Origin of the sequence: Thiocapsa marina 5811, from assembly GCF_000223985.1 — a bacterium.
GTDB classification, from domain to species: Bacteria; Pseudomonadota; Gammaproteobacteria; order Chromatiales; family Chromatiaceae; genus Thiocapsa; species Thiocapsa marina.
Genome location: NZ_AFWV01000005.1, coordinates 292,228 through 305,856, shown reverse-complemented (window position 1 = coordinate 305,856; position 13,629 = coordinate 292,228). Strand labels below are relative to the sequence as shown.

Here is a 13,629-nt window from a genome sequence, read left to right as displayed (position 1 = left end):
GCCGCTGACCGAGCATCAAAGGCCGGTGCATGATAACCCATGCCGGCCGGCTTGCCAGCCCGAGCAAGGCCGCCGGACCGGCTCGCACGAGTAATGAAACCCGGTGGGATCGGTGGCAAGATCCCGATCGGTTTTCGGGCTGCTCCGATCGGCACCGAAGGCAGGCATCCGCGGCTTCGATACGTTCTCTTTACCTAAACCGCGTCCGGAGCGAGATGCTGAATTTTCGAGAGAGTTCGACGTTTGGTTCATGCACAGCCTTTGGCAGGGACGCGGTTTAAAATAATATATTTTTTAATCGCTTAGACCGCGCCGGCTCCGGCACTCGTCAAATCGGCCGGGGCCGATGCCATCCAAAAACATCGCATACCGCGCCGGGCGCGGTTTAAGAGGTCACATGAGCGCTCAACTCACCCGATCACTGGCGACACTTCTCGGCGAGGTCGAACGGCCCGGCGACTTCTACGCGGCCGGCACCGTCGACATGCATCCGCCGCGCATCCAGGTCGATGGCGTCGGCGCCCTGTCGCTCCCGCTCCTGGCCGCGCAGGCGGAGGCCCTCGTCGCCCAAGCGGAGCAGGCGCCCTACGGGCGGGGCACCGAGACCCTGGTCGACACCGGGGTGCGCCGGACCTGGCAGATCGACGGCGCACGAGTGCATATCTCGGGCAAGGCGTGGGCGCGAGACCTAGAGACCATGGTCGCCCGGGCAACGGCCGGACTCGGGGTGAACGGAGCGGTCACGGCCGAGCTCTACAAGCTACTGGTCTACGACACCGGCAGTTTCTTCATCAGCCACCGCGACAGCGAGAAGGCGCCCGGCATGTTCGCGACGCTCGTGGTCGTCCTGCCTTCGGAGCATCGCGGCGGCGAACTGCTGGTGCGTCATCGGGGTCGCGAGGTGCGCCTGGATCTGCGTCGGGACGAGCCCTCCGAGGTGGCCTTCGCGGCCTTCTATGCGGACTGTCTCCATGAGGTTCTGCCGGTAGTCTCGGGTTACCGGCTGGCCCTCGTCTATAACCTCATCCGCACCGGAGAGGATCAGCCGCTCGGACCGCCGGACTATGATCGCGAGCACCAATGGGCGGTCAAGCTGCTGCAGTCATGGGGCACGCCCAGGGCGGGCGAGTCGGCCGAGCCGACCCTCACGAAACTCATCTATCCTCTGGAGCACGCCTACACCCCGGCCGAGATCGGGTTCGATCGGCTCAAGGGCGCCGATGCGGCCGCCGCGGGTCTCCTGGTTGGCGCCGCGCGGGAGGCCGATTGCGACCTCTTTCTCGCACTGGTCTCGATTAACGAATCCGGTTGGGCGGAACACACCGGCGGCGGCTACTGGGGCCGTCACGACGAGGATGATTTCGAGGTCGGCGAGGTCGACGAAAGCCATCAGATCGTCGATACCTGGCGCCATCCCGACGGGAGCCATCCGGACCTGGGTCCGTTGCCCTTCGAGCTGGAGGAGCTTTCCCCGCCCGGCGCCTTCGACGACTTGGAGCCGAACGAGATCGAGTTTCAGGAGGCCACCGGAAACGAAGGGGTCAGCTTCGATCGACTCTATCAACGCGCCGCCCTCGTCGTCTGGCCGCGCACCCATCGCGCGGCCGTGGTGAGCCAAGGCGGACTGGAGGTCAGCGTCCCCTTCCTCGGCGATCTGGTGCGGCACTGGCGAGAGGCCGGTGCCGATCCTCAGTCGCCGCTCCGGGAGGAGGCCCGCCAGCTCGCCGAACGGATTCGAATCGATTGGCCCGACTCGGACTGGGTCCGATGCCGGGCCAGCGAGGACGGCGCGGCGGCGGCCTACTTGAAGCACCTCGCGGCCTTGGGCGACCTCGCCGAGATCGACGCCTTTGCGGGCGGAGCGATGGCCGCCGGGGCCTACGGTGCAACCGACAATCCGGCACTCGTCGAAGCGCTCGCCGCCCTCCCGCCCGAGCGTGCGCACCGGCTGATCCACGACATCATCGCGGGGAATGCACTGACCAAACCGATCGCCTGCGCCGAGCTGCTCGCGCGCGCCGCGAACCGGGTCATCGAGACCCGGGCCGGGATCGGAATCGGGACGACCGAAACCTTGCGCCCGGCCGCCGAGGCACTCGTGCGCGCCCTCCCCGGCCCACGCGCCGCGCAATCCCCCGTCGATGCCTACCGGTATCTCGACGCATCGACCGGCACCGAGCCGACCGGTGCTCTGGTCGCGAATCTCCTGAGCGGGCTCGAGCACATCGACCCCGATCTGGCGCGACAGGCCTTCGAGCATCTCCTGAAGCTCGCCGTGTGCCTCGCCGAAACGGCCGTCGAGTCCAGCCTCAGCCCGGCGCCTGATGCAGGGTGATCTGGGTGAAGGGAATCTCCCATCCGTGATCGTTGCAGGCATCGACCAGAATGCGCTGGATGGCGTGGCGGATCAGCGGCATGTGGCGTGCGGCCTCGCCAAACAGATCGACCTGGATCTCGTAATCCAGGGACGAGGCCCCGGCCGACCGAAAATAGACCGCAACCGCCTTGATGTGATCCCGCGGAATCACGTCGGGCAGCCCCTGCTCAAGCCTCTTGCGCATCCGTTCGGGCACCTCGGCGGTCGCGATGGCTTGATGCCGATAATCGATCCCGAAGGCCGAAACGATTCGGAAACCCTCGGACAAACGGCGGGGGTTCAGACCGACGAAGACGTCGGTCGGGTAGACGACATCCTCGCCGCCGATCTCCCTGAGATGAACGGCGCTCGGGCTCTGTCGCGACACTTGCCCCATGCGCCCGTCCGCGAGCTCGACCCAGTCATCGGTTCGGGTCGGGAACCAATCCTCGTCTGCCCCGGCGGGTCGGGAATAGAGTCCGACCAATGCATTCACCGGGATCTCCTGGAGCCCGCCGTCGAGCCGCGGATTGACCAAACGAACCCGGAAGCCGAGCACCTCGACCCGATAGGGCAGACCGTTGAACCGGATGCGCTCGCCCTCTCGGACCGCGCCGATGTTCAGGACCAACCGCACGGTTTCGAGCTGGCTCGGAAGCGTCTTGATGCTGGCCCAGGCGACGCCGATCAGAAAGATGACGATGATGCCGAGCATGAACCAATCGCCCGCCATGTTGAACACCAGCATCATCGCGATCAAACCGCCCAGCACGCTGAAGACATGCAACAGCAACGCGGTCAGACGACTGCTGAACCGCGTTTGCGCCGTCCCCTCGCCGTTTTTCGATGCTTGGAGCCGACCGACCAACGAGGATAGATATCTGACCCCGAAGAAGACCACACAGAAGGCGCCGACGGCCAGGAGCAGATTCAGTCCGCGGGTCTGAAAGAAGCGCTTGGCATACGCGGTCGTTTCGTCCAGAACGGATTGACGCTGCTCGAGCCGATTCTCGAGCTGGAGATCGAGCGCGGTGTAGCGATTGGCGGTATCGTCGGCGACGCGCTGCCAGTGGTCGAGCCGCTCCTCCATCCGTACCCTGAGATCATCGGACGGACCATCGGCGAGGTGACCCTCCAAGCTCGCGACCGCTTTCTCGGCAAGCGCCCTGCGCTCATCGACCTGATCGAGCTCGGCTCGCAGCTCGCCGATTGCGCGGGACTCCGCAGTCGCACTCTCCAACTCGGCCAGGATCGGCTTGAGCAGCTTGTTGAGCTCTTCCTGCCAATCGAAGGGTTGATCGACCTCGTCGTTAAAGGGCCGGAGATCGATCTCCAGGGCGAAACGCTCGAACTGCCGGCGCTGCTCGTCGAGCTGTTCCCTGAGCTCGCGAAGCTCATCGGCGAGCGCTTGCCTGGTCACATCATCCTCCGCCGCAATCAGCCGGCGCTGCGTCTCCGCAACCTGTTTTTCCTGACTCGACAATGCTTTGTGAAGTGCTTCGAGCGATTGGAGCGACGCGGCATCGCGCGTACCGAACGGGGTCCCAATCGGGGATGACTCGGGCCGGGATGCATCCGGAAGACCGTCGGGCGCCTGGTTTTGGGCGATTGACGGCAACGGCAGACCAAGGACCAGCAGGATGGCCGCAGCCGTGACGATTCGAAGATTCGTCGTGTCTCGGTGCATGACACCTCGCTGTTTGAGCCTCACCTGAGGATCGACCCGCTGTCGAGCCAATAGCTGTCCTGATCGAACCCGATGCTGGTCAGTGTGTTGAGCTTCAGGGCGACGACACCGCGACCGAAGGCACGTCCGCCTTCCAGCTCGACGGCGGCGACTCGGAACCGCTCGGCATTCACGCCGCGCATCCGCTCCAGGCGCACCTGGAGCACGCCGCCCTGGGTGTAGAGCAGACGGCGGACCTCGTCGTCGGCGAAGTCGAGCAGATAGAGCGGCTGGGCACCCCAACGCTCGGCGGCGAGTTGACGATAACCGATGTGCATCACCCCGGTCATGGGGATGGTGGTCTCGGGCAACTGGTACTCGGGGTCGTCGAGGTCGACGTCGCTGTAATAGACATCGCCGGCCTTGATCATCCGGTTGCGGTCGATCATGCCGAGATAGCGGATCGTCGAGTAGGGGCGGAAGGCGTTGGCTCGGAATGAGAAGTTGGGCAGACGCCCCTGCCCCAGCAGACAGAGCATGGCGCCGACCGCGGCCGTGGTCTTGGGATCCGCGATGCGGCCGCGTCGATTGAAGGGATACCAGGCGCCGGTGCGATAGTCGTGCATCGCGATGATCCGATCCGGCGGCAAGGGCAGGAGTGCGCGCACCAGTGCCTGGAAGCCCGGCAAGCGCGACGGGCGCCCGGTCAGCAGCAGCAGGTCGCAGTCGTAGAGGTGCGCGATCTCGCACAGGGAGCGCACGGCGCGGGTGACCTCGAGGCGCTCTTCCATGAACAACTGATGGGTGCGGTCCAGATCGAGCCGAACCGGGCAGTCCAGCAGCGAGAAGCCGGTGACCGTCCCGCCCGTCGCATCGCGCACGCCGTCGGCAAACCAGTCCAGGACGGCATCGGTCGGGTGCTCCAGGCTGATCTCGGCGACCAGATCGGAGAGCGCTAGGGTCTGCGGCTCGCTGCCGTGGACCGGATCGAAGCGCTCGTAGGCCTTCAGCACCGCGAGCCCGGCCGGGTAGAGCACCTGCAACGCCAACTGCTGGCGGAGCATCCCCTCCTGGACATCGACGGGATCCGCGCCGATCAGGCGCGAGAGCAGTGCGTCGGGCTCGTCGACCCCGGCGCCGATCACCGCCTCCTTGATGGCCGGCACCAGGGTCGCTCCGATGACCTCGAGCAGGATGTCGTCGCCGGCGACCTTGAAGCCGTCGCGAAAGCGCTGCTCCGGCACGATGGTACGATTCGCACCCGTGCGGCCGCCTTCGAGCAGATAGTCGTTGATGACGAGGTCCGTCGTACCGCCGCCGATGTCCACGGTCGCGATGCGCAGGCGCGGCCCCTCACCTGCGGTTTGTCCCCCGGTCTCGGCATCGCGTGCTCGGCCGGCGATGGCGAAGAGCTCCTCCGCCCTCCCGGCGAAGGTGTTCTGGATCTCGCTGTAGAGATAGACCGCCTGACTGCAGGTCGCCTCGTCCCAGCGCACCTCGATGGCCGGGAAGGGAGGCCAGGCCAGCTCCGCGCCGGGACCCTCGGTCGGTGCGTCCTCGGGGTGCCAGCCGAACGCCTTCCAGACCAGCCCGACGGCCTGGTGCATCCGTTCGGCGAAGAGATCGCGCTCCTGCTTGGGCATCGAGGGCGGGATGGTCAGGATGAGCGTGCGCAGATGCCGCGGCAGATCCGCCGTGGGCATGCGCAGACGCTGCGCCGGGCTGTTGATCTGGCAGAGCGCCTGGGTCAGGACCTCGGCCAGCATGAACATCATCATGGCGCTGCGCGAGTAGTGCGGCATGAAGACCGGCATGCGGTCGGCCTCGGGCAAGGTGTAGAGCGCGGTACCGACCTCGTTGATGAGATTGCAGAAGGGCGCGGCCGTGGCCATCGGCTCGATCTCGGTGCGCACGAAGGCGCTGTTGAAGCGCCAGCCGGTGTCGAAGCGGTCCTCGTCCCAGAGATAGCGTTTGGGGCTGGAGATGCCGGTGGCCCCTTCGGTGCCGCGACGGCGTCCGGCCATGCGGGCCGCCTCGGGACCGACACGGGCGATGGTCGGCCAGAGGAAGGCCCCGGCGCGTCCGCTCTTGTGCGCCCAGTGCTCCTTGCCGAAGGTCGCTTGGGCCAGCTCGACGCGGCTCTCGAAGGGCTCGTTGTAGCGGTGCTGCGGCTGCGACAGGTCGCGCAGCTCCAGCTCGTAACGGCGTCCCAGGACGTCGCCCTCTTTGGCGTGCTGCTCGATCAGGATACCGCAGGTGCGCGAGTTGCCGACGTCAAGCACCATGTCGACCGGCACAGCCGGCTGCACGTCGGTCGCCTTGTTGCCGAGCAGCTTGATCTCGGGGATACAGCCGGCCTCGCCGATCACCGCGAGCAGGTTGAGATAATGGGCATGGTGGGCAAGACGCTCGCGCTCCGCCTCCACGTCCTCGGGCGGCAGACGCAGGCGCGGGCCGGCGCGCTCGTCGAAGACCTCCTGGATCCAGCCCGCCACCCAGGGCAGCTCCGGAAACCAGCCGATCTCGTGCGCGCGGTACGCGAAGGCGAAGGCCGCGCCCGCGCCGACATCGGCCTCGGTCGGCGCCAGATAGCGCAGGTCCTCGGCATCGGGGAGCAGGTTGGTGTCGATGGCGAGGGTGAGCCGATGGGTGTGATCGGTCGCCGCCGCCTCCTCCGCGGACAGGGCTAAGAGCCGCAGCCGTGCCCAGGTCTCCGGCCCCGTCGCGAAGCGTCTCGGCGGGTGCAGGCGCAGCACCGGCACCGGCAGCCAGATGCCGTCGAGCAGGCGTGCCGAGTCGTCGACCGGCACGCTCAGTTGAGACTTCAGCGGAATGCCCGGACGGTCGGGCCAGTAGAGCTGGTTGGTGCGCTCGTCGTAGAGCAGGCGCGCGAGCGAGCGGTTGCTCTCCTGCACCACGAACTCTCCCGGCAGGGCCTTGCGCAACGCGAGGGTCAAGCCGAAGTCGAGGAACTGAACACCGCTGTCGGCGATCAGCGTCACCTTGGTTTCGAAGTTCACCAGTCTCGCGAGCATGGGCTTTAACCTAAACCGCGCCCGGCGCGGTATGCGTTGTTCTCTGATGGGGTCGGCCGCGAGGGATCTGACGACTGTTGGAGCCGGCGCGGTTTAGACGATTGAAAAAAATCATTTTAAACCGTGTTCCCGCTAGGGGCCGTGGATGTACCAAACGTTGAACGCTCTCGACGATCAGCATCTCTCCCGCTCATTCGCCGCTCGCACCCTGCACGTCGAGCGAGAAGGTACCGCCGCCGGGATAACGGCCGACGCAGTCGGGTTTGCCGTCCTTATCCGGCGCACACTCCACGCTCGGCCGGCCGAAATTGGTGCCGTCGGCGCAGCGGATATCGCCGCTGCTGTCGATCACCAAACGCTCGCCTTTGACCGATGCCGCGGCACCGCTCTGGCAGACACTGCCGTCGTGGCGTTTGAGTCGCAATTGACCCTGACCGTTTTGTGTACGGTATTCCATCTGGATCGGCAGGCCGGTCTTGGGGTCTTGCAGCGAGGTGGCGGTGCGCCAGCCGCTGGTCAGGCCGCCGAGCACCTTTGGACTCGGACTCGGTTTGGACGCGCCCGGCGCAGTACTGGGTCCGGCTACGCCGCCCTTAGCCGGTGCGGTGCCGGAGACCACGCCTTCGGCTTCGCCTGCGCTCGAGCCGGGAAGACCGGGCGTCGCCGGGATTGCATCGCCCTCACCCGTCGGCGGCTCGGGGCCTTTCTCCGGCAAGACGGCATCCGACGAGTCCGGCACAGGGGGTATCTCGCCAGCCCCGTCCTCGGCCTCCTGTCCCTCCTGCGGTGCCGCGTCGGCATCGGTCGCGGTCGGATCAGAACGCGTGGGATCGGCTGTAGGATCGACGATGCCGGTGTCCGCATCGGGATCGACTGCGGCTGGATCGATCGAGGCCGGTTCGTCCGGGGGCAGGTCGCTCCCGAGCGATTCGGTCATCGGCAGCTCGGCATCCGTGCCCGCAACCTCGCCCTCGATCGGCGTGCCCTCGGACGCATCCGGATCAAGCGCCTCGTCGGGAAGCACAGGCCGCTCCCCGCCCGCCTCCCCCGCATCCGTGCCGATCGCCTCGTCCGAGACCGACGTCCCTTCAGACAGGCTATCGGTCTCGTCCAGCAGGCTCGTCGACTCGCTCCCCGAGACCCTTGTCTCGTCGAGTGCGACGTCCTCGTCCGTCACCGAGATCGAGCTGGCGTCGGTCGTTCGGTCACTCCGAATGTCGCGCTCAATCAGGGTGCGATCCCGCAGCTGTCCGGAATCGATCGTCACATCGCGAACCATCGACTCGTCCCGAATCGACGGATCGACCGAGAGCCGCTCCTCGCTCGGCGGCTCCGGCAGGATCGGCGTGAGCTCATCCGCAACCCAGTCCGGGACCCATTCCGGGGCCCACTCGGCGAAGGGCGTCGAGGACTCGGACACACAGCCGCGCAACAGGAAGAGAAGCAAAAGCACCAGCGCAAGCAACAGGAGCGGAAACCAGATCCACCAGGGGAGACCGCGGCGAGTCACCGGGGCCGGGCTCGCGTCTTGCCGAGGCTCGTCGGTGACGTCGAGCGACCACTCCGTCGGGGGGGCGGCGAACCGTCCCAGGTTCACCAAGGGGTCCGAGCCCACCGCCTCGCGATCGCGGACGAAACCCCAAAAGGTCACGACCGGGCGACCGTCGACCAGATAGACATGGTCCTCGTCCGGGAAGTTGAAGACGTGAGCGAGCAGCCGGGCAAAGACCTGGCGTTCGGGGTCCGGATCGGCCTGCATGGTGCCGGCAAGCTCGTCGATCCGAGTGCGATTCTCCAGGAGCTGGCTTTGGGCCGAGAGACGCTCCTCGGGGCTCGCCGCACTCCAGGGCACGACCGGGCCGGGACGCGGGGCGTACCAATCCAGCGTATCGCCGTCCTCGTTGCGCTGCGGGATGGCGAAGCTGTCGGCGAGATCCGGGCCGAGCCGTCGGGCCAAGGCGGCGCGCAGTTGGGCCGCGGCGAGATACACCGGGTGGCCGACGGCGCCGACCGGGTGATAGTCGGTGAGTGTTCCGGTGCGCAGTAAAGGTCCGATCATGGTCGCTTGAGTCCCTCGCCGACGGCCTCTTCCAGTTTCTCCAGTGTATCGCAACGCAACAGCGCCTCGTCGAGCCGACCGCGGATCGCACGCAGCGGCTCGCGCTCGGCGTCCTCTGCGGCGAGCTCCCCAGCGAGCGTGCGCAAGGCTGCGCAGTCCATTTGAGCATCCACCAGCTTCTGCCGATAGGTTTGTGCGCGGGCGCAGCGGTCAAGCTCGGTATCGAGCCGCTCTCGCAGGCCCGCGAGCGGTTCGCGAGTGAGATCCAGCCCCGCCGACTCGCGATCGAGCTTCAGGAGTGCCTGACACCCGCCGTCGTCCGCCTCCAGTGCCGTATCCAGCGCGACGACGATCCGATCGGCCTCGGCGCAGCGTGCAAGCTCGCGGGTCAGTCGCTCACGGACCGGTTGCCAAGGCGTCTCGTCCGGCGGTGCCTCGGACGCCAATTCGGACTCCGGCTTCGACGCCGGCAGATCGATCGCAACACCCAGCTCGGCGAGCGCGGCGCAGTTGCCGAGTCGCTCCTCCAGCTCCGCCGCAGCGCGGGCGGACGTCTCGCAGACACCGAGACGCTCGTCAAGCCGTGCGACGATGCCGGCAAAGGGCTTGCGGCCGAGATCCCGTTCGGACGTCGACGGCTCGCCGCCCGATCCGGCCAGACCGCGTCGAATCTCGGCGAGTCGCGAGCAATCCCAATCGGCGGCGATCACCGCGCGATCGAGCGACGCTGCCGCCGCGCAACGGGCCTGCTCCGCGGCGATCCGCTCGCGCAGCTCCGCGTAGCCTTTGCGCTCGGGATCGAGTCGGTCGATCCGCAGCGCGAGCGCCCCGAGCCGATCCGGCCCGGCGCATGCCGCCTCGAGTCCGGCCTGCAACTCGGCCGCGAGCGAGTCCATCTCGCGCCGCTCAAGCCACAGCCAGCCGCCCCCGGCGAGACCCGCGCCGAGGATCAGCGCAACCGCAAGGGCCCAACCCCACCGGGAACGGCGCCGCACCGGCGGCTCGGGCGCGGAGGCCGAGGCAAGGCCAGGTCCAACCGCGCGCCCGCGCCTCGACGCCTCGACCAGCACAAACCCCCAAAGCGTCAGCACGGGCTCGTCGCCGATCACGTAGACATGCGAGTCGTCCGGATACCGGGTCGCGGCGCGCAGGATGGCGGCGATGGGCTCGGATCCCTTCACCCGTGTCGGTAGCGCATCGGCGAGACGACGCAAGGCATCGAGCCGCTCCTCGAGCTTGGCCTTCATGACGGCTCGGCGCGCGCCCGGCAGGTCCGTCAGCCGCGTCGGCTGGCCCGGCAGGTCGCTGTACCAGTCGACCGTCTTGCCGTCGGCGCAGGGCACGGGCAAGGCGAAGACCGACGCGACGACACCGGGCAGATGGCGGCGAATGAGGGTCTGAAGCTCGCGATGCAGGTCGTCGAGCCCGGCAAGCTCCTCGGTCGGCAGCCGATAGCCGCTGATGTCGACCCGCGCGATCCGAAGTGACGGTGCCAATCAAAGCGTCCTTAAAGTCGTTTTCGAAAAAGCATCAATGCTCCCGCCAACCGCGCAGCCGAGCCTTGCGGCTCCAGATCCAGACATACTGAGCGCCGCTGACGACGACGGTCACGAAACAGGCCCAGATCATCGTCTCGATCAGTCCTCCCGGAAGGCTGAATGGTCCCGCAGCCATGATCACCATCACCACGAGCAAGATCTGAAGCACGGTATTGAGCTTGCTGATCGGCAGGGGCGCGGCCTCGACCGCCTCGACGCGGTAGTTGTAGACGACGGCCCCCGAGACGATCACGAGATCCCGCAGGATCACCGCGATCACGAGCCAGGCCGGGACCAGCCCCTCCCAACCCAGGATCAGAAAACACCCGACCAGCAACGCCTTATCCGCGAGCGGATCCAGGATCCCGCCCAGACGCGAGCGCCAATCGAAGCGCTTCGCGAGATAGCCATCCAGGCCGTCGGACGCACCCGCCGCAGCGAATAGGACCAGGGCCCATCCATACTCTTCGCTGAGAAGCAGGTACATGACGGGTGCGACCGCGAGGAGTCGCAGGACGCTGATGATGTTCGGAAGATCCCTGAGCTGCACGTACACACTCCGATCGCCGGGGCGGCGCCAAACCTTGATGCCTGTCCGGTTGATGCTAGTCGGGTCCGTGGCGTCTGTCCAAGACGAGCGTACGGGATCTTGTCTTTGATCCGCGGATTGTAAGGACAGTGCCGTCCTCGATCGACGCGCACTGCAATGCCGTCCTGAGTGCCTGCCCCGGGGCGAGCACGTTGAGACCGCCCGGTTCCAACCTTAGGTCGAGCGACGAGACCCACCTGCTTTCCGAAAAACCCATGCGCGCTCGGTATAGAATAGCGGGTCAACACGTCCCTTGGAGCCAAAGCGTGACGCAGGATTCAGCCCCGTCCTCATCGCCATCCCTCAGTTATCGCGACGCAGGAGTCGACATCGACGCCGGCGCCAGGCTGGTCGAGCGCATCAAACCGCTCGCCGCCGCCACCGCTCGGCCCGGCGTCATCACCGGTCTCGGCGGATTCGGGGCGCTCTTCGAGCTCCCGCTCTCCGATTATCGGCAGCCCGTCCTGGTTTCGGGAACGGACGGCGTGGGCACCAAGCTCAAACTCGCGATCGACCTGGGTCGGCACGACACCATCGGCATCGACCTAGTCGCCATGTGCGCGAACGACATCCTGGTGAGCGGCGCCGAGCCCTTGTTCTTTCTCGATTACTACGCCACCGGCCAGCTCGATGTCGAGGTCGCAACATCCGTCGTCTCGGGTATCGCGCGGGGCTGCGAGCTCGCCGGCTGCGCCTTGACCGGGGGGGAGACGGCCGAGATGCCCGGCATCTACAGCGCGGGCGACTACGATCTCGCAGGCTTCTGTGTCGGGATCGCGGAGAAGGCGGATCTCATCGTCCCGGACCGGATTCGACCGGGCGACGTCTTGATCGGGCTCGCCTCGTCCGGTCCGCACTCCAACGGTTACTCGCTGATCCGCAAGGTCATCGAGGTCAGTACCGCGAATCTCGGCGAGGACCTGGACGGGATCAGCCTCGGCGAGCGACTGTTGGCTCCGACCCGCATCTACGTGAGGTCCGTTCTGCCTTTGACACGCGCCATCAAGGTGCACGCTCTCGCCCACATCACGGGCGGCGGATTGACCGAGAACCTGCCACGGGTGCTGCCGGACGGCACGCGCGCCGTCCTGGATCTCGCGAGCTGGGCGCGCCCGGCGGTCTTCGACTGGCTCCAGTCCAAGGGCGGTATCGACGATGCCGAGATGCTGCGGACCTTCAACTGCGGGATCGGGATGGTGGTTGCCGTCGATGCGGGCGATCTCGCCCAGGCGCTCGCGCTGCTGCGCGCCGGCGGAGAGGAGGCGCGGGTGATCGGACAGGTCGAAGCGGGGCAAGGATGCGCGTCGGTACGCTATGTCGGCGAGGCCGCGCATGCCTGAGGGCGGACGGCTGCGCGTCGTCGCACTGATCTCGGGCAGCGGCAGTAACCTGCAAGCGTTGATGGACGCAGCGGCAAACGGCGGGGCTTTCGAGATTGTCGCCGTCATCAGCAACCGCGCCGATGCGTTTGGCCTGGAACGGGCACGAGGTGCGGGCATCCCGGCCGAGGTGCTGGACCATCGCGACTACACGGGGCGCGAGCCCTACGAGGCCGATCTGCGTACCCTGATCGACCGCTACGCGCCCGGCTTGGTCGTCTTGGCCGGCTTCATGCGCATCCTCACGCCCGCTTTCGTCGAGCACTATGCCGGGCGAATGCTCAACATCCACCCGTCGCTCCTTCCCAAATTCCGGGGGCTTCAGACCCATCAGCGCGCATTGGATGCCGATGAGCGCGAGCATGGCGCCAGCGTCCACTTCGTCACACCCGAGCTCGACGGCGGACCCGTCGTCCTGCAGGCTCGACTGGCGGTCCGTCCCGGCGAGGACGCCGCGACACTGGCGCAACGGGTGCTCACGCTAGAGCACATCATCTATCCGCGGGCCCTCGGCTGGTTCGCGCAAGGGCGCCTGCGATTGGGACCGGATGGCCGGCCTTGGCTGGACGGCGGGCCGCTGATGGCGCCGATCGTGATCGATGCCGCGGCCGGTTGAGGCGATTTTTTGGAATACTATATTTTTTAATATCTTAAACCGCGCCGACTCCAGCGCTCGTCAAGTCTTCCGGCGCCGATCCCATCCAAAAACATCGCCTACCGCGCCGGGCGCGGTTCAATGCTCACACTTCTCGAGCTTCTCGCGAGCGCCCGGGATGACCGACAAGAGAAAGGTCGACACGAGCACGACCGGCGCGAGGATGATGAGCACGAGCGCGAAGAACAAGACGATCTGCTGAAGGTAGGCCAGATCGGGCAGAACGAAGCGCACGGCCATGAAGAGCAACAGGGCCGCGACGAAGAAGATCGCGGAAACGACGACCCCGTCGCGCATGGTCCTGCAGCCGAGGATCAGCAACCGATGAACCATTCGTCATCTCCTGCGCGTT

9 protein-coding genes are annotated in these 13,629 nt (G+C 66.7%); 3 read left to right on the top strand and 6 right to left on the bottom strand.

The window, feature by feature from the left end; genetic code table 11:
- The first annotated feature begins 397 nt into the window (after positions 1-397).
- Positions 398-2,335, top strand: a complete 1,938-nt coding sequence (locus tag THIMADRAFT_RS09160; RefSeq protein WP_007192736.1) for a 2OG-Fe(II) oxygenase — start codon at positions 398-400, stop codon at positions 2,333-2,335.
- Here THIMADRAFT_RS09160 and THIMADRAFT_RS09155 read toward each other — a convergent pair.
- The 5 genes from THIMADRAFT_RS09155 to THIMADRAFT_RS09135 all read right to left on the bottom strand — a co-directional run bounded on the left by THIMADRAFT_RS09155 (position 2,310) and on the right by THIMADRAFT_RS09135 (position 11,204).
- Positions 2,310-4,043, bottom strand: coding sequence for a hypothetical protein (locus THIMADRAFT_RS09155; protein WP_007192735.1), 1,734 nt, complete (start codon positions 4,041-4,043; stop codon positions 2,310-2,312). The genes THIMADRAFT_RS09160 and THIMADRAFT_RS09155 overlap by 26 nt on opposite strands.
- Before the next feature lie 20 nt (positions 4,044-4,063).
- The gene (locus tag THIMADRAFT_RS09150) at positions 4,064-7,057 is read right to left on the bottom strand and encodes a virulence factor SrfB (protein WP_007192734.1); all 2,994 of its coding nucleotides are present in this window, start codon (positions 7,055-7,057) and stop codon (positions 4,064-4,066) included.
- 190 nt (positions 7,058-7,247) lie between these two features.
- A complete protein-coding gene (locus THIMADRAFT_RS24645; protein WP_007192733.1) occupies positions 7,248-9,116 on the bottom strand; it encodes an SrfA family protein in 1,869 nt (622 codons plus the stop codon).
- Positions 9,113-10,612 carry a hypothetical protein gene (locus tag THIMADRAFT_RS09140; protein WP_007192732.1) on the bottom strand — a complete coding sequence of 500 codons (1,500 nt, stop codon included), beginning with the start codon at positions 10,610-10,612 and terminating at the stop codon, positions 9,113-9,115. The genes THIMADRAFT_RS24645 and THIMADRAFT_RS09140 overlap by 4 nt, the downstream gene beginning before the upstream one ends.
- Positions 10,613-10,646: 34 nt before the next feature.
- Entirely contained in the window at positions 10,647-11,204 is a 558-nt protein-coding gene (locus THIMADRAFT_RS09135) for a CDP-alcohol phosphatidyltransferase family protein (RefSeq protein WP_007192731.1), read from the bottom strand.
- 305 nt (positions 11,205-11,509) lie between these two features.
- On the opposite strand from THIMADRAFT_RS09135, the gene purM reads away from it, so the two are divergent.
- Positions 11,510-12,583, top strand: a complete 1,074-nt coding sequence (gene purM / locus THIMADRAFT_RS09130) for a phosphoribosylformylglycinamidine cyclo-ligase (RefSeq protein WP_007192730.1) — start codon at positions 11,510-11,512, stop codon at positions 12,581-12,583.
- Entirely contained in the window at positions 12,576-13,238 is a 663-nt protein-coding gene (gene purN, locus THIMADRAFT_RS09125) for a phosphoribosylglycinamide formyltransferase (protein WP_007192729.1), read from the top strand. The genes purM and purN overlap by 8 nt, the downstream gene beginning before the upstream one ends.
- A 117-nt stretch (positions 13,239-13,355) precedes the next feature.
- Here the strand turns inward: purN and THIMADRAFT_RS09120 are convergent, their stop codons facing one another.
- Entirely contained in the window at positions 13,356-13,610 is a 255-nt protein-coding gene (locus THIMADRAFT_RS09120) for a hypothetical protein (RefSeq protein ID WP_007192728.1), read from the bottom strand.
- Positions 13,611-13,629 lie beyond the last annotated feature (19 nt).